Source organism: Marinomonas sp. ABL3_031 (assembly GCF_056161265.1).
The window spans coordinates 13,498-30,434 of sequence record NZ_JBSWYU010000001.1; the positions used below are offsets into that span (position 1 = coordinate 13,498).

12 protein-coding genes are annotated in these 16,937 nt (G+C 45.0%); 11 read left to right on the top strand and 1 reads right to left on the bottom strand.

From position 1 onward, the window contains the following. Positions 1 to 55: 55 nt before the first annotated feature. The 4 genes from rpmE (at position 56) to ACXAH2_RS00085 (ending at position 3,212) form a co-directional block, all read left to right on the top strand. Positions 56 to 271 carry a 50S ribosomal protein L31 gene (gene rpmE / locus ACXAH2_RS00070; protein ID WP_475075646.1) on the top strand — a complete coding sequence of 72 codons (216 nt, stop codon included), beginning with the start codon at positions 56 to 58 and terminating at the stop codon, positions 269 to 271. Positions 272 to 285: 14 nt separating this feature from the next. Further along, on the top strand, positions 286 to 1,062 hold the full coding sequence (locus ACXAH2_RS00075; RefSeq protein WP_475075648.1) for a thermonuclease family protein: 777 nt from the start codon (positions 286 to 288) through the stop codon (positions 1,060 to 1,062). Positions 1,063 to 1,237: 175 nt separating this feature from the next. Continuing rightward, positions 1,238 to 2,506 (top strand): malic enzyme-like NAD(P)-binding protein, encoded by a 1,269-nt coding sequence (locus ACXAH2_RS00080; protein ID WP_475075650.1) that lies wholly within the window; start codon positions 1,238 to 1,240, stop codon positions 2,504 to 2,506. A 145-nt stretch (positions 2,507 to 2,651) separates the two neighbouring features. Then, positions 2,652 to 3,212 carry an LOG family protein gene (locus ACXAH2_RS00085; RefSeq protein ID WP_475075652.1) on the top strand — a complete coding sequence of 187 codons (561 nt, stop codon included), beginning with the start codon at positions 2,652 to 2,654 and terminating at the stop codon, positions 3,210 to 3,212. 74 nt (positions 3,213 to 3,286) lie between these two features. Here the strand turns inward: ACXAH2_RS00085 and ACXAH2_RS00090 are convergent, their stop codons facing one another. Beyond that, entirely contained in the window at positions 3,287 to 5,746 is a 2,460-nt protein-coding gene (locus tag ACXAH2_RS00090) for a penicillin-binding protein 1A (RefSeq protein WP_475075654.1), read from the bottom strand. A 156-nt stretch (positions 5,747 to 5,902) separates the two neighbouring features. Here ACXAH2_RS00090 and ACXAH2_RS00095 point away from each other — a divergent pair, with 156 nt between their 5' ends. The 7 genes from ACXAH2_RS00095 (at position 5,903) to gltB (ending at position 16,856) form a co-directional block, all read left to right on the top strand. Then, the gene (locus tag ACXAH2_RS00095; protein ID WP_475075655.1) at positions 5,903 to 6,865 is read left to right on the top strand and encodes a hypothetical protein; all 963 of its coding nucleotides are present in this window, start codon (positions 5,903 to 5,905) and stop codon (positions 6,863 to 6,865) included. Beyond that, the gene (locus ACXAH2_RS00100) at positions 6,831 to 7,565 is read left to right on the top strand and encodes a hypothetical protein (RefSeq protein WP_475075656.1); all 735 of its coding nucleotides are present in this window, start codon (positions 6,831 to 6,833) and stop codon (positions 7,563 to 7,565) included. Before ACXAH2_RS00095 ends, ACXAH2_RS00100 begins: the two co-directional genes overlap by 35 nt. Then, positions 7,534 to 8,706, top strand: a complete 1,173-nt coding sequence (locus ACXAH2_RS00105) for a type IV pilus secretin PilQ (RefSeq protein WP_475075658.1) — start codon at positions 7,534 to 7,536, stop codon at positions 8,704 to 8,706. Before ACXAH2_RS00100 ends, ACXAH2_RS00105 begins: the two co-directional genes overlap by 32 nt. Before the next feature lie 42 nt (positions 8,707 to 8,748). Beyond that, positions 8,749 to 9,291 (top strand): shikimate kinase, encoded by a 543-nt coding sequence (locus ACXAH2_RS00110; RefSeq protein WP_475075659.1) that lies wholly within the window; start codon positions 8,749 to 8,751, stop codon positions 9,289 to 9,291. A 5-nt stretch (positions 9,292 to 9,296) separates the two neighbouring features. After that, complete coding sequence (gene aroB / locus ACXAH2_RS00115) at positions 9,297 to 10,397, top strand: 3-dehydroquinate synthase (protein ID WP_475075661.1); 1,101 nt, start codon at positions 9,297 to 9,299, stop codon at positions 10,395 to 10,397. Positions 10,398 to 10,432: 35 nt separating this feature from the next. Further along, complete coding sequence (locus ACXAH2_RS00120; protein ID WP_475075663.1) at positions 10,433 to 11,980, top strand: ATP-binding protein; 1,548 nt, start codon at positions 10,433 to 10,435, stop codon at positions 11,978 to 11,980. Positions 11,981 to 12,404: 424 nt separating this feature from the next. Next, entirely contained in the window at positions 12,405 to 16,856 is a 4,452-nt protein-coding gene (gene gltB / locus ACXAH2_RS00125) for a glutamate synthase large subunit (protein WP_475075665.1), read from the top strand. The last annotated feature ends 81 nt before the right edge of the window (positions 16,857 to 16,937 follow it).

Here is a 16,937-nt window from a genome sequence, read left to right on the forward strand (position 1 = left end):
GAAAGCCCATATTTGTCGATCAAGTGGCGGCACACCAAACTTTAAGGTAAAAACGATGAAAAAAGATATCCACCCAAATTACTCTGCGATTACTGCAACTTGTACTTGTGGTAACACTTTGAGCCTAAACTCTACCATCGGCAAAGACATGCACATCGATGTATGCAGTAACTGCCACCCATTCTACACAGGTCAGCAAAAGATGCTGGACACTGGTGGTCGTGTTGATCGCTTTAACAAGCGTTTCGGAGCACGTCGTACTGCTAAGTAATTGGTGGAATGACCATGAGATCGCTAAAAAAGCGCCCAGTGTTGTTGGCGCTTTTTTTGTGCCTGTCATTTGGCGCTCAAGCAGAAGAAGAATGTCGTGCGCAAGGCCCATTAGAGGTTGCTAAAATAAAACGCGTGGTAGATGGTGACACGATTCATTTTACGGATGGTCGTAAAGTTCGCTTGGTGGGTATTAATACGCCCGAATTGGATCATAAAACAGCACAGCATCAACCCTATGCTGAAGAAGCAAAAGACTATTTGAGTGGCTTGCTTGATGGTTATGTTTATTTTCAAACGGCTCAAGACAGTGAAGATAGATATGGTCGTAAGCTGTATTACCTATTCGATAAAGATCGTATTTCGCTGACAAGTCAGTTATTATCTGCAGGACTTGGTTATCGTATTGCGGTGCCGCCAAATTTGTCTTATCAGACCTGCTTTGAACAAGCGGAATTATTGGCCCGCAGCGCGCATAAAAGGTTATGGCAAAACACATTGCAATGGCAGCCAAAAGCTGGTTTTGCAATTGCTAGAGTCAATATCTCTTCTGTTACCCGCAACCGAGGAGGTTGGTGGCTAGAAACTCAATATGATCTGGTTATCAACTTACCGCCCTATGTTGCAGACTACTGGCCAGCGCAAAAAGTCTTTGCTTTGCAGGGAGAAGTGCTTGAAGTTAGAGGTTGGCAACATAACAGAAAAAACCGTAACGCTGCTTTTAAATCTTGGGTTTTGTTGGTTAGACATCCCAAGGATTTGCGGGAAGTCAAGGATTCTATCGTAAACTGATTGATAGAATATTCCGATGGCTTTGTGCTTTAAACAATTTGGTAGATAGATTATTCTGACGAACCAAAATAATAAGGTGCCATTGTTTGATGTTTTTTGCCTGATGCAATGACGTTAAAGATAAGGCCCATAAAAGCAATTAATTTAATAACACCTAACAGACGGAAATATAATAATGGCAGAAGACATTAAGCAAGCCGCATTGGATTACCACGCGAATCCAGTTCCAGGTAAATTGAGTATTACCATTTCAAAACCAACAGCAACGTCTCGCGACCTTTCTCTAGCTTATAGCCCAGGTGTTGCTGAACCTTGCCGTGAAATTGCGAAAGATCCAGAAAATGCTTTCCGTTATACAGGTAAAGGTAACTTAGTTGCGGTTATTTCTGATGGTTCCGCTATTCTTGGTCTAGGTAACCTTGGGCCATTGGCGAGTAAGCCGGTAATGGAAGGTAAAGGTCTTTTGTTCAAACGTTTTGCTGGTATTAATTCAGTTGACGTGGAAGTAGAATCAGAAAGTCCACAAGCTTTCATCGATACTGTGGCGCGTATTGCCAACACTTACGGTGGAATCAACCTAGAAGACATCAAAGCACCAGAGTGTTTTGAAATTGAACGTCAATTGATTGAGCGTTGTTCTATCCCTGTTTTCCATGATGACCAACACGGTACGGCAATTGTAACTGCAGCGGGTCTATTGAATGCCCTTGAACTGCAAGGCAAAGCACTAGCAGAGGCTAAAATTGTTTGTTTGGGTGCGGGTGCTGCAGCAACGGCTTGTATGAAACTGATCATTGCGTGTGGTGCGCAGCGCGATAATATCTTCGTGCTTGACCGTAAAGGTGTGATCCATTCTGGTCGTGACGACCTAAATCAATTCAAAGCCATGTTCGCCATCGATACGGACAAGCGTACTTTGGACGATGCGATCGACGGTGCAGATGTCTTCATCGGTGTATCTGGTCCTGATCTATTGTCCGCTGAACAATTGAGCAAAATGGCCGCTAACCCTGTGGTATTTGCTTGTTCTAATCCTGATCCAGAAATTAGCCCAGAATTGGCACATCAGACGCGCACAGATTTGATCATGGCAACTGGTCGTTCAGATTACCCAAATCAGGTAAACAATGTTCTTGGCTTCCCATTTATCTTCCGTGGTGCACTTGATGTGCGTGCGACTCAAATCAACGAAGAGATGAAAGTGGCTGCTGTTCACGCATTGAAAGATTTGGCCAAAGAAGAAGCGCCTGCTGACGTTGTTGAAGCTTACGGTGGTGGTGCATTGAGCTTTGGTAAAGACTACATCTTGCCTAAACCAATGGATTCTCGTTTGTTGAATGTTGTGTCAGCAGCGGTGGCGAAAGCGGCTGTCGATTCTGGTGTAGCACAACTTCCTTACCCAGATTTCTACCCACTAGAGAATTTAGATCACTTCGGTGCTTAATGACTCTAAGCAATGAGAAACAAGCGTTTCTCATTGTTGGAAAAAAGGCGATACTCACTAGAGTATCGCCTTTTTTATGGCGAGAAAGGGGTAGTTGGAAAAGCAATAACAGCTCGATATTAGCAATATTGGTGGGAGAAAAAGCATGAGATTGGCGATTTTCTGTGGTTCTGCATTAGGAAACGATGAAGGATTTCGAGAAAGTACCGAGCAGCTTGGCCAATACTTGGCAGAGCAGGGTGTGGGTATAGTGTACGGTGGCGGTAATGTTGGCCTGATGGGAAGTATTGCTAACTCTGTTTTGGCAGCTGGTGGACAGGTTATTGGTGTGATACCAGATCATCTTAAACAGAAAGAAATTGCTCATTTGGGGTTGAGTGAGTTGCATGTGGTTGCTGACATGCATGAACGTAAAGCCAAGATGATGGCTCTGGCCGATGGCTTTGTGGCCTTGCCGGGAGGTGTTGGCACCTTGGAAGAAATCTTTGAAGCTTGGACTTGGGGACAGCTTGGTCTGCACAGCAAACCTTGCGCTTTTTATAATGTAAAAGCTTTTTATGATGCCTTGTTTAGCATGGTGGCAAGTATGCAAGAGGCAGGGTTTGTGAAATCCGCTTATCTTGATATGTTGATTAGAGAGTCTACTCCAAAAGCTTTGCTGGAGGCGATCAAGGCTTATAAAGCACCTGTATCTAAGTGGTCATAATATAAGATAAGGTCTGAGTCCTGAAAAGATCCGTGGGTGCGGATCTTTTATGTTTTAATCTCAAGTAGAAGTCGTTAGAAAAGGTTATCAAGAGCGTTGTTTTCTTGCTTTTCTTCTTGTACTTCATTGTTTATTCCATTTTCTAAAATCGGTAGGTTAGCATTTCGTTTAGGTGGTACATGTTCTTTGCGGAAAATTTCGAAAATGGCGTCTTTTTGACCTGGTAAGGCTCGCTCACCCGTTTTAGGATCGATGCGAACCGTTACCAAACTAGATGGCTTTGCAACGTAATCCGGCGGTGTACCTTGCAGGGCATAACGCATGTATTCAATCCAAGCTGGCAAGGAAACTGAGCCACCCCATTCGGATCGTCCACCATCATATCGACCCAATGGTGTGGAGTTATCAAAACCACTCCAAACAGAGGTCACTGTGTCACCGTTAAAACCCGAGAACCAAGCATCGCGGCCTTCATTGGTGGTACCGGTTTTGCCGGCAATATCATCTCGTTTTAGTACCAAGGCACGACGACCGGTACCGTATTTGATGACATCACGCATCATGTCGTAAATAATATAATTAATCTCTGAATCAATTACTTGAGGTGCTACTGGTAAGCTTTTAATGCCATCAGGACGGTTAAATAATCCCATTTGCGCTTCTTCATCAGAGCTCTTCTCTAGCAAGGTGCAGGTTTCGCACACGGTCACAGGGCTGGCTTGGAAAAGTATCTGATTGTCTCTGTCTACCACGCGGTCGATAAGATAGGGCCGCACTTGATAACCACCATTTGAGAATACCGCATAGCCTGTTGCAATCTGCAATGGCGACAAGTTAGCACTGCCTAATGATAAGGATAGGTTGTGTGGTAATTCCGCTGGATCAAAGCCAAAGCGCTTTAAGAAGGTCAATGTCGGGCGAATACCAAGCTCGTCTAACAGGCGTACCGAAACGATATTCTGTGAACGATATAGTGCTTGACGGAGACGGGTTGGTCCATAGAATTTGCCGCCATCATTTGTGGGTCGCCAAGCCGTCGCTAGGTTGGCGTCGTTAAATACCACAGGAGCATCGTTGATCGTGCTGGCTGCTGTGTAGCCGCGTGCCAAAGCACTGGTGTAAATGAAAGGTTTAAAATTAGAGCCAGGCTGACGCTTGGATTGAGTGATGCGATTGAACTTATTCTCATAGAAATTAAAACCGCCCACTAATGCTTGAATGGCACCATCTTTACTATTTAGAGATATTAATGCACTTTGTACATCGGGTTTCTGCGCCAATAACCAGCCATGAGTTTCATCTGGGCGCAAACGAATAACATCGCCAGGCACTAACACATCGGCCATGATTTCTGGCGCAGGGCCTTGGCTGTTTTCATCTATATAAGGTTTTGCCCACTGGACTGCTGACCATTCTAATGTGGCACGTTCTCCATTTACCAAACGCACGTCAGCACTTTTCTCTTCGGTACTGATGACCAAAGCGGCTTGCCAGTTTTTAAAACGGCTGACCTCTTCCAGTGCCGCTTGCTGTTCTTCTAATGGTGCATCGATAAGGTCTATACGTGTTTCAATGGATCCACGGTAGCCGTGACGCATATCGTAACTGATGACGCCGTTGAAGACAGCTTCATTGGCGGCTTTTTGACGACCTGAATCGATGGTAGTGTAAACGGTTAAACCATTGTTATAGAGCTCATCACCAAAGGAGTCATATAATTCAGAACGTACCATTTCGGCAATATAGCCCGCTTCAATATCTGGAGTAACGCCATGATTTTTTGCTGTGATGGGGGACTCTACTGCGATTTGATACGAGCTTTTGTCTATCATACCAAGTGACAGCATGCGTTGTAGGATCCAGTTACGACGAATTAGTGCTCGTGATGGGTTAACAATAGGATTATAGCGTGAAGGGGCTTTTGGTAAGCCGGCAATCATAGCTATTTGAGCTAGGTTAAGTTCATTTAAATTTTTTCCATAATAGACCTGAGCGGCGGCTTCAAAACCGTAGGCACGTTTCCCTAAATAGATTTTATTGACGTAAAGTTCGAGAATCTCATGTTTGGTTAATTCACGCTCCATCTTTAGGGCTATGAAGATTTCGGTGAATTTACGAGTAAAGGTTTGTTCAAAGGATAAGAAGTAGTTTCGAGCGACCTGCATAGTGATAGTACTACCACCACCTTGCTTTTGCCCTGTGGTAACTAATTGTAAGACGGCACGGCCTAGGCCAAGAATATCTACGCCCGGGTGATGATAGAAATTTGTGTCTTCAGCAGCGAGAATAGCGTGTTCTAAATTGTCAGGAATGTCTGAGTAACTAATCGGAGTACGACGTTGTTCTCCAAATTCTCCGATTAATTGGTTGTCTGCCGTATAAATACGCAATGGAATACGTAACTCAATATCTTTTAGTTCTTCTACTGTTGGGATGCGATCTTTTACATTGTAATAAATCGCATAGGTGATAGCAGCGGCACAAATTGCTCCAAATACACCAAGAAAAAATAGTGTTTTAAATACCTTAGCCATAAATAACCAAATGTTACTGAGTGAAAAAGAATCATTATACCTAAAACAACTCAGAATAGACGCTTAACTTTGCAGCAAAACGTGTTATCTTGAGAAAAAGTTCGTATGGATATAGAGCTTTGACATCTATCTAGCAAATTAATTCAAGGATGAGTTATGACGTTTGCGTTGCTTTACACAGTTGCGGTATTTTCTGAACAAACTTGCCGTTTTTTTGCATCAGTAGATCAAACTGAAATAGCATCAAGATTGCAGCATAAGGATGATTCAACTGGTCATTTAGATTCCTTATCAGAAGTCTTGCTATCACTGGACTTCTCTCAAATAGCTTCCAAAAAACGCATATTAGTATTAGTGCCTGATCACTGGTTAAAGGTTACTCAGCCGATTCTTGAACATCCAGTATCGGCGCAACTGCTCCCTTTAGCGGCGTTAAGTTATGCTGTTGAAGTAACATTTGCGACCCCAGAAGAAACGCATTATGCCTTTAATCAGCAACGTTTAAATTCCAAGCAAACTCGATTAACCATCTATTCTTGCTCGCAAGACTGGTTGCAACAACTAATGGCGCCTTTTGAGGCGCACAGCCAGAGCGTCATTTTGATGTCCTTTACGCAATATCAAGGCATAAAAAAGAAGTCTTGGTCGGCGTGTTTTGCCCAGCGATTAACTAGCTTTCAGCCTAACTTTCATCGGCAGCAAAAAGTCCGCCAATATCTTCGAGTGGGCATCCTTGCTAGTGTATTTTTACAGGGCGCGGCGGGCTTTTATTTTTGCCATTTATACGATGCCGTTAATACTACTCGTTTGGCTCACGATCAAATTCTCGATGTGCAGTCTACCTGGTTGCAGGATCAGCAGTCGCAAGCCTTTCCTTTATCGGCTTTGCATCTGGTTCAGGGCATACCGAAACAAGCACGTATTGAACAATTTTATGCCTATCGGCAGCAAGCCAATATGCAAATTATGTTACCCGAAAGCATGCTGAAGCGTTTGCAGGAAAGTTGGCAAAAGAGTCATCCCGATTGGCGCTGGTCTTTTATTCAGGATGCGGTTTTACAAGCCCCAGGTCAGGAGTTAGTTAATGCCTACATACAGATTATCGCAGATAAAGACTAATCTATATCAACATTTGAATGGGCGTATTATATTGGCGCTGGTGTTGTTGCAAGCGGCAGTGTGGTATCTACTCATATTTGATGTTTACGGAGAGTGGCAACAAGCACAGCGTAAATTATCGCGTGTTTGGCAAAGTTGGCAGAGCATTCAACAGCAAGACGCACTGTTGCAAACTCAGCATTTTGAACAATGGCCCTGGTTGTCATTGACTCCCATTCACAGTCGTAACCAGCTCATTACTGGCTGGCGAATTGAGGGTGTGGCTGGATTGAGTGATTGGCAACCTGCTTTGGAAAGTATTCAGGAAAAATTTGCACTATCGGTTATCAGTATTAAGTGGCGACGTCAGCAAGGTGCCCAATGGATGGGAATTGTCGATGTGGATATTGAACCGCCAGGTGGTAATCGAGTATGGCAAAATTGGTTGCCAAGTCGAGTTCAGAGAGCGGTGTTTCATGATGATGATTGGCGTTTGTTTTCCACCATGAAGGTACAGGATCGTCGTTCAGCATTGGTGCAATATCGCCAACGTCAATATTGGTTGACAGAAGGTAGTTGGATACCAGATGCCAGCGTGAGTGTCAGTAAGGTAGCGGCCGATCATGTGATTTTGATTGCCAAGGATGGCAAGCAATATCGGCTCGAAATGCAAACAAGGAGGTCATTGGATGACGATTTTCAGCAGGAGGTGGCTCACTAGTGTCGTTCTAGTTTTTAGTCCATACAGCATGAGCTTAGATCTATACATTGAGAATAAGCCGTTACAAGAAGTCGTGCCTTGGATTGCCGCTCAGTTAGAAGAAAGTGTGGTGATCAGCCCAGAGTTAGATCAATCGCTGACCTTGTCAATTAACAATGCCACTTGGCAAGCTGTATTGAAAGCCATAGGACAACAACCTGGAATTGAGCTTCATTGGCAGGAAGGTGTGGCGGTGTTGATGCCACAGATAGAATCTCAAGTTTTACCACCTACGCCAAGTTGTCAGCATAAGTTTTGGCCGATAAAGCATGCAAAGGCAGAAGTTGTAGGTAAGCATTTACAAACATTATACCCCAATTTAGCCTTGGTGATTGATGGGCGCACCAATTCTATATTAGGGCAGTTTTGTGACCCGCCTGATGGTCTTGACGAGGTGTTCGCTTGGCTGGATACCCCCCTCAAACAGGTTGAAATCAGTGCGCAAATAGCCCAAGTCAGTCGATCCGCGCAATCACAATTTGGAGTGAATTGGCAAAGTACTTTGTCGTCTGGTATTCGATCTTCGATTGGTGGTGCTATCGATCTGGGAGCATTAGTTCCAAGCAGCGCATTCTCTTTTTCCACAACGGGCAATAATAGTTTGTTGTCGTTAACCTTAGACATGTTGGAAAGCCAAGGCATGGCAGATGTGGTTTCCAAACCAAAGATTGTCACCGCTGTTGGGCAGGTGGCACGGATTGAGTCTGGAACAGAAATTCCCTATCAAACGATCGAGGACGATAATGTCAGTGTGTCATTTCGTCAGGCAGCCTTAGTACTGGAAGTAACCCCCTACATTAAACAACAGGACCATATTTTACTTGAGTTAAGCATTCATCAGGATTCGGTTGGAGATTTGGTAAATGGCGTGCCGAGTTTGAAGACCAATCGCTTACGTACTCAGGTGATGGTGAAAGATCAACAAACCTTAGTCTTAGGAGGTGTTTTTCGAGAAGAAAGCTTTACCACCGAGAATCAAGTGCCGCTGTTAAGTGACATTCCTTGGTTTGGAGAATTCTTTAAAAGCCGTTCAAAACAACAAGAAAAGGTTGAATTACTTGTATTTATTACGCCAAAACTGCTACAAATGACGTTAAACTAAGACTCAGTCTTATTTGACTTAAACTCTGTGTAACAAAATACAATGATAAATGCCCCCAATATTATTCTAGTAGGCCCAATGGGCGCAGGAAAAACCACCATAGGCCGTTTGATTTCACAATCGATGGGTAAAGAGTTTTATGATTTGGATAAGGTCATAGAAGACAATACAGGCGCGGACATTCCATGGATCTTTGAACGTGAAGGGGAAGAGGGTTTTCGTAAACGCGAAACGCAAGCGCTGGCGAACATAGTTCAGTCTGGAAAAAACAACACAGTATTAGCCACGGGCGGTGGTATTGTGATGCGCGAAGAGAATCGCGATATTTTGAAACAAGATGCATTGGTGATTTACCTTTATGCGTCTGTAGCTCAGCAACTGTATCGTACGTCAAAAAGCTCACATCGTCCTTTGTTGCAAACAGGCGATCCTAAGGCCACTTTAAAAAAACTGTTTGCTATTCGGGATCCTTTGTATCGTGATGTCGCGACTTTGATCATAGAGACAGATGCTCGTCATCCTAAAGCAGTCGCCAACAAAGTGATTGATGCGTTAAGGCGTTATTTAAATTCGGAGGAAAACTAAATCGAATGCGTACTTTATCTGTCGATTTAGGTGATCGTAGTTACCCTATTTATATTGGTAGTGGTGTTCGTCAGCAGAAACCATTATTTACTAAGGCCATTCATGGTAAGCAAGTCATGATTGTGACCAATGAAACAGTGGCAGACATTTATCTTGCACCTTTAGTTGCACTGTTGACTGAAGATTATCAGGTGGATACCTGTGTGTTGCCAGATGGAGAAGTTTATAAAACGCTAGATACTTATGGCACTATTATGACGTCTTTGCTGCAAGCGAAGCATAATCGCACCACGACCATTATTGCTTTGGGCGGAGGTGTGGTTGGCGACATGGCTGGTTTTGCTGCTGCCACCTATCAGCGCGGTGTGCCTTTTATACAAGTGCCAACTACCTTGTTGTCACAAGTGGATTCTTCTGTTGGGGGTAAAACCGGGGTCAACCATCCGCTAGGCAAAAACATGATCGGCGCTTTTTACCAGCCACAAGCCGTGATCATTGATACCGATACGTTAAGTAGTTTACCTCCGCGAGAATTGTCTGCAGGTATGGCGGAAGTGATCAAGTATGGCTTGATATGTGATGCGGATTTCTTTTCTTGGTTAGAAGAGGAAATGCAAGATCTGATGCTCTTGGATACAGAAAAGATTACCGAAGCCATTTACCGTTCTTGCTTGGCTAAAGCAAATGTGGTGGCGCAGGATGAAAAAGAAGGTGGTATTCGCGCTATATTAAATTTGGGGCATACTTTTGGGCATGCTATTGAAGCAGAGCTGGGGTATGGCAAATGGTTGCATGGTGAAGCGGTGGCAGCAGGTTGTATTCTGGCAGTGGACTTGTCATGGCGCATGGGCAATCTTAGTGAGCAGGACGTGAGTCGTGCTGTGGCATTATTTGAAGCAGCTAAGTTGCCAGTTATGCCACCATTAGAAATGTCCTTGGAAAGCTTTGTTGAGCGCATGGCGTTAGATAAAAAAGTGTTGGATGGCAGTTTGCGATTGGTGTTGTTGGCAGCATTAGGGGCGGCCATTGTTACGTCAGATTTTCCTGTAACGGATTTTGAGGCTTGTATTATAGATGCCTTGGAAGCTAGTAGGCAGGCGAGTTAGACATAAATTATTGGTGATAGCGGAAAAGGACGGATATGTCTCAGTCTCAGCCAGATTTTCAATTTGATCTAGATGAAGCCTTAAATCAGCCCAATAAGGGTTCGCTGAGGGATCCTTTTGGCGCCAAAGATGAATCCGTTTATTTTGCTTCCGAAGAAGGTAATCAGCAATTGGCCTTACTGGAGCACTTGAGTCGTTACAGTAATTTGATGTCTGTCGTGCAAGGTCCTGAAGGAAGTGGAAAAAGTCGCTTTTTGATGGAATTTTCTCGTCATCAGGATGAGATGACGGTGATTAGTCATGTAAAAGCCAGTATGTTGATGACAGCGGGTCAGCTTCTACAGGCAATTTATACTGGCTTTTCTGGGCATTTTAGCCAGCCGCCTAACGAAGCAACCTTTGGTCCTTTACTTAAATTTTCCCATGATTTGGATGAGAAAGGGCAAGCGGCGTTAGTCTTGATTGATAATGCGCAAGAACTCAACACGGATGCGGTCAGTATGTTACTGGACATGATGTCTCTTGCGACTGAAAATCAGTCAGTACCTCATGTGGTGTTATTTAGTGAGCATTCTCTGTCACGTAATCTGGATACGTATCAAAAATCTCGTTATGAACAATTGAGTCACTCGTTCACCTTAGCTCCTTATTCATTCGAGCAAACCCGTGCTTATATGTTGCATCGTGTTCGAGCTGTGGGTGGTGGTATCAATCTTCCTTTTAATGACAAACAGATTAAGCGAATACATCAAGAATCAGGTGGTTATCCTGGGCGCATCAATGAAATAGCTCAACGTATGATGGGCAAAGGTAAAGCGGCTAAATCGTCTTCAAGTTTTAGTTTGGGAATGGGGTTTCCGCTGGCGCATATGGCGCTTTTATCTATTGTCATGCTCGGTATTCTGGTGGCCGTGTTGTTTTCTGACAATCAAGATGAGCCTGCCGCAAATGCCGATAGAGCCTCCAATGTGATTCCTTTAAGCCCAAGACAGGGGCAATCTTCTGAAGAGACCATAGCGCGCATTGATGCGATGCAGCGCAAAATTGGCCAAGAAGGGGAGTTAGTGCTGCCGCCTGTGCCTGACGGTGCCTCATTGCCCGCGATTAACTTGTCGCAACAACAAACGAATGCCGCAGAATCAACGCCTAGTGTGGCGCCAACGATTGAAACGGCTCCCATTCGTGCGGAAGCACCAATGTTGGCAGAAGCTCCTCAGCAGCAGAAAGTGGTTGAGCCTAACTCTGTTACCGAACAAGCTAAAGCAGTAGAGTCAAATGATCGTTTCAATAAAACCCAATGGTGGCTCAGTCAAAACCCGAACCGTTACACGCTTCAATTACTGGGCACACACAATCAGCAAACGGTGAAAGATTTTATTCGCGATCAAGGCGGTATTGATACCTTTGGTTATTTTCAAGCTGCTCACAATGAACGGCCTTGGTTTGTTGTAGTGTACGGTCTTTATCGTAATCGCAGTGAAGCGATTGCAGCAGCGGAGACCTTGCCATCAGATTTACGTGCCTTGAATCCTTGGGCGAGAAGTGCTCGTGGAATTCAAGATGACATTCGAAAAGCACAATAATTCGGTCATTAAATTCTTCTTTCAGTACAGAAAAAATCATAGAAATATGCTTTCGGATGCGTTTTTTTATGTCGGCTAGAGGCAAAAAAATCGTAATTTAGTAAAAATAACTGTATTTCTCTAAAAAACGTGAATGAACAGAGGATTTTTCTGTTTGCCAAAACTCCTGCCATAGATAATTCTCTAACACTGCAAAAATGGCTGCGAAATTCTTGCTAAAGTCCCCCAAAGTAATAGAAAACAAGGTAAGTCAAGTTTGAGTCCATGGTCGCCTCAGGTTAGTATGACCATCCTTTTTTGATGGCGCTTTGGGCAAAATACAGTCTTAACAAATGCTTTCTATAACATTAGTACAGCCAATATCGCCCTCCATCAAATAACGAATATCTTCTTATTTTTATATTTCAACCGTGGGAGTTGGTGTATGAATGCAGGCCTTTATCGCCCTGGCGAGTTCAAGGACAACTGTGGTTTTGGCTTAATTGCACATATGGAAGGCAGTACGAGTCATGAACTGCTGAAAACCGCCATTCAATCTTTAACATGTATGACACACCGTGGCGGTATTGCTGCAGACGGCAAAACGGGTGATGGCTGTGGCCTTTTGATTCAAAAACCGGATGCATTCTTACGCGCTGAAGCAGCCACTTTGTTTGGTCACACTTTATCGGATCTTTACGGTATTGGTATGGTCTTTTTGGACCAGGATGAAACCGCCGCAGAAGAGCAACGTAATCGAGTCAGCCAAGAGTTAGAAGGCCAAGGTTTACGCTTGGTGGGTTGGCGTGAAGTACCAACCGATCCTTCTTGTCTAGGCAGCATTGCGTTGGACTGTTTACCGCGAATTGAACAAGTATTTGTCGACAGCAACCGTATGGATGCACGTACCTTTGCGACACGTTTGTTCGTGGCGCGTCGTCAAGCTGAGATTGCTTTGTCTCAGTATGAAAACTTCTACATCTGTTCTTTGTCTGACAAAGTCTTGTCATACAAAGGTTTGATGATGCCAGTGGATTTGCCATCTTTTTATAAAGATCTTGGCAATGAAAAGCTAAAAACGGCGATTTGTGTATTCCACCAACGTTTCTCAACCAACACCTTGCCACGCTGGCCTTTGGCTCAGCCATTCCGTATGTTGGCACACAATGGTGAAATCAACACTATTGAAGGTAATCGTAACTGGGCATTGGCTCGCGGCAGCAAATTGCGTTCACCTTTGATTCCCGAACTACAAGACCTACAGCCTCTGGTTAACCTAACAGGATCTGACTCTTCTTCAATGGACAATATGTTGGAGATCCTGGTGACTGGCGGTATGGATATTTTCCGTGCGGCGCGCTTGATTATTCCGCCAGCATGGCAAAATGTCGAAAACATGGACCCAGAGTTGCGTGCTTTCTATGAATACAATTCCATGCACATGGAACCTTGGGATGGCCCAGCGGGCTTGGTAATGACCGATGGCCGTCACGCAATTTGTATGCTTGATCGTAATGGTCTGCGTCCGTCTCGTTGGGTTGTGACCAAAAATGGCTTCATTACCCTAGCATCTGAAATCGGTACCTATGATTACAAGCCAGAAGACGTCGTCGCTAAAGGCCGTGTTGGGCCTGGCCAGATGTTGGTAGTGGATACTCAAACGGGTAAAGTTCTTCACACGGATGACATAGATAATCGTCTAAAAGCCTTGCACCCGTACAAAAAATGGCTGAAACAAGAAGCCATTCGTATTGAAACCATCTTGGTGGAATCGTCACAAGAGTTTGTGCCTTTCACCCATGATGAAATGTCCACTTATCAAAAGATGTTCCAAGTGTCTTTTGAAGAGCGTGAACAGATCTTCCGTCCATTAGCGGAAAGTGGTCACGAAGCGGTCGGTTCGATGGGTGACGATACGCCGATGGCGGTGATGTCGAGTCAAACTCGCCCAGTCAGTGACTACTTCCGTCAAAAGTTTGCTCAGGTAACTAATCCGCCGATTGATCCATTGCGTGAATCCATTGTGATGTCATTGGAAACTTGCGTCGGTGTAGAGCGTAACTTGTTCGAAGAAACACCTAAGCACGCAAACCGTATTATTTTGTCATCGCCTTTGCTGTCGCCACGTAAGTTCAGCCGTTTGTTGGCGATGGACGATCATAGATTCCGTTTGGTGCGTTTGGATACCAATTACGATCCAGCCGAAGCGTCGTTAGAAGAGTCTATTAAAGCGCTGCAATTGAAAGCCGAGCAAGAAGTTCGTGATGGCGCAGTGATTTTGGTGTTAACCGATCGTGATTTGGCCAAAGGTCGTTTGCCTATTCCTGCGCCAATGGCAGTAGGTGCGGTTCACCATCATCTTACCAAAGTCGGTCTGCGTTGTGATTCCAACATCATCGCTGATACGGGCTTTGCTCGTGATCCACATCAATTTGCTGTGCTATTAGGTTTTGGCGCCACGGCAGTGTATCCATACCTGTCCTATCGTTTGATTAACGATATGATCGAAAAAGGTGAAGTCTTGGGTGACCCTATCGCCTGTCACGTCAAATACCGTAAAGGGATAAACAAAGGCCTGATGAAGATCCTATCTAAGATGGGCATCTCCACCATAGCGTCATACCGTGGTGCGCAATTGTTTGAAGCTGTTGGTTTAGCAAAAGACGTGGTTGATCTCTGTTTCAAAGGCGTGGCAAGCCGCATTCAAGGTGCCAACTTCATTGACTTCCAGCGCGAACAAGCGTCGGTGGCGAACAATGCGTGGAAATTGCGTAAGCCGATTCAGCAAGGTGGCTACCTAAAATACGTTCACGATGCGGAATATCATGCCTTTAACCCAGATGTGGTACGTAACCTGCAAACCGCTGTGGGTAGTGGTAAATTCACTGACTTTACCAAGTACACAGAGCTGGTAAACAGTCGTCCTGCTTCTATGTTGCGTGACTTGTTTGCCATTTCGGATAAGGCAACACCGATTGCTTTGGATCAAGTGGAGCCAGTGGAAAGTATTTTGCCACGTTTTGACTCCGCTGGTATGTCGCTGGGGGCTTTGTCACCAGAAGCGCACGAAGCGTTGGCACAAGCGATGAACGAATTAGGCTGTCGTTCCAACTCAGGTGAGGGGGGCGAAGATCCAGCTCGTCACGGAACAGAGCGCCGCTCTAAGATCAAACAGATTGCCTCTGGTCGTTTTGGTGTGACGCCAGAATACTTGGTGAACGCAGAAGTGTTGCAGATCAAGGTAGCACAAGGTGCGAAACCAGGCGAAGGTGGTCAGTTGCCGGGTGGTAAAGTAAACGGTTTGATTGCACGATTGCGTTACGCTGTTCCAGGTGTCACCTTGATTTCACCGCCGCCACACCACGATATTTATTCTATCGAGGATTTGGCACAGCTGATTTTCGACTTGAAGCAAGTTAATCCAGAAGCATTGGTTTCCGTAAAACTGGTTTCTGAGCCGGGTGTTGGCACCATCGCCGCGGGGGTAGCGAAAGCCTACGCGGATTTGATTACTATCTCTGGTTACGATGGTGGTACCGCTGCGTCGCCAATCACTTCGATTCGTCATGCGGGGTCTCCTTGGGAACTAGGGTTGGCAGAAGCGCAACAAGCCCTGCGTGCCAATGATTTGCGTGGCAAGATTCGCTTGCAAACAGACGGTGGTTTGAAAACCGGTTTGGATGTCGTTAAAGCCGCTATTCTTGGGGCTGAGAGCTTTGGTTTCGGTACCACTCCAATGGTTGCTATGGGTTGTAAATTCTTACGAATTTGTCACCTAAATAACTGTGCCACGGGGGTGGCGACTCAGGATCAAAAATTGCGTGATGATCACTTCTTAGGCACAGTTGAAATGATCAAGAATTTCTTCTTGTTTATGGCGGAAGACACTCGCTTGTGGTTGGCAAAATTGGGCGTATCTAATCTGCAAGATTTGATTGGACGTACGGACTTGTTGACCCTACTACCAGGTGAAACAGACAAACAGAAAAGCTTGGATCTGTCGCCTATCCTTAACAACGATGCGATCCCTGCAGATAAACCACAATACTGTGAAGTACCGCTGAACCCGCCACACGACAAAGGCTTGTTGGCATTGAAAATGTGGGACACAGTTAAACACGTCGTGGAAGAAAAAGAAGGTGGCGAGTTTGCTTTTGACGTCACGAACTGTGATCGCTCAATTGGTGCGCGTTTGTCTGGTGAAATTGCTAAGCGCTATGGTAACCAAGGCATGGTGGATACGCCTTTGACCTTGACGCTAAAAGGTACAGCTGGTCAGAGCTTCGGTGTTTGGAATGCTGGCGGTCTGAATATGTACTTGGAAGGTGACGCCAACGATTACGTGGGTAAAGGCATGACTGGCGGTAAGCTGGTGATTCGTCCACCACGTGGTTCTGCATTCAAATCACAAGACTCTGCCATCATAGGTAATACCTGTTTGTACGGTGCAACAGGCGGAAAACTGTTTGCTGCTGGTTCTGCTGGTGAGCGTTTTGCGGTACGTAACTCTGGAACGCATACGGTCATCGAAGGCGCAGGCGATCACTGCTGTGAGTACATGACTGGCGGTATGGTAACCGTATTGGGTAATACCGGTTACAACTTCGGTGCAGGTATGACAGGTGGTTTTGCTTACGTGTTGGACTTGGATCGTACCTTTGTTGATAAGTACAACCATGAACTAGTGGAAATTCACCGTATCGGTACGGAATTAACGGAAGAATATCGTTCACACCTTCGTTCTGTAATCGAAGAGTATGTTCGCGAAACGGACAGCGAATGGGGCCATGAAATCCTAGAAAACTTCTACGATTACATTGGCAAATTCTGGCTGGTTAAACCGAAAGCAGCGAGTTTAGGGGCGTTGTTGGCCAATACTCGCCAACGTCCAGAATAAAACACGCTGTCATGGTGCTGAGCACCTTGAATGAATTTTGACCCATTTGAGAGAGTGCCGCTTCAATGGAAGCGGCCCCAG

What these genes read in the sequence shown, in the direction of transcription:
- ACXAH2_RS00105 (WP_475075658.1), top strand. Translation starts at nt 7,534, where the DNA reads ATGACGATTTTCAGCAGGAGGTGGCTCACTAGTGTCGTTCTAGTTTTT.
- ACXAH2_RS00095 (WP_475075655.1), top strand. Translation starts at nt 5,903, where the DNA reads ATGACGTTTGCGTTGCTTTACACAGTTGCGGTATTTTCTGAACAAACT.
- rpmE (WP_475075646.1), top strand. Translation starts at nt 56, where the DNA reads ATGAAAAAAGATATCCACCCAAATTACTCTGCGATTACTGCAACTTGT.
- ACXAH2_RS00080 (WP_475075650.1), top strand. Translation starts at nt 1,238, where the DNA reads ATGGCAGAAGACATTAAGCAAGCCGCATTGGATTACCACGCGAATCCA.
- ACXAH2_RS00090 (WP_475075654.1), bottom strand. Translation starts at nt 5,746, where the DNA reads ATGGCTAAGGTATTTAAAACACTATTTTTTCTTGGTGTATTTGGAGCA.
- ACXAH2_RS00085 (WP_475075652.1), top strand. Translation starts at nt 2,652, where the DNA reads ATGAGATTGGCGATTTTCTGTGGTTCTGCATTAGGAAACGATGAAGGA.
- aroB (WP_475075661.1), top strand. Translation starts at nt 9,297, where the DNA reads ATGCGTACTTTATCTGTCGATTTAGGTGATCGTAGTTACCCTATTTAT.
- ACXAH2_RS00120 (WP_475075663.1), top strand. Translation starts at nt 10,433, where the DNA reads ATGTCTCAGTCTCAGCCAGATTTTCAATTTGATCTAGATGAAGCCTTA.
- ACXAH2_RS00100 (WP_475075656.1), top strand. Translation starts at nt 6,831, where the DNA reads ATGCCTACATACAGATTATCGCAGATAAAGACTAATCTATATCAACAT.
- ACXAH2_RS00075 (WP_475075648.1), top strand. Translation starts at nt 286, where the DNA reads ATGAGATCGCTAAAAAAGCGCCCAGTGTTGTTGGCGCTTTTTTTGTGC.
- gltB (WP_475075665.1), top strand. Translation starts at nt 12,405, where the DNA reads ATGAATGCAGGCCTTTATCGCCCTGGCGAGTTCAAGGACAACTGTGGT.
- ACXAH2_RS00110 (WP_475075659.1), top strand. Translation starts at nt 8,749, where the DNA reads ATGATAAATGCCCCCAATATTATTCTAGTAGGCCCAATGGGCGCAGGA.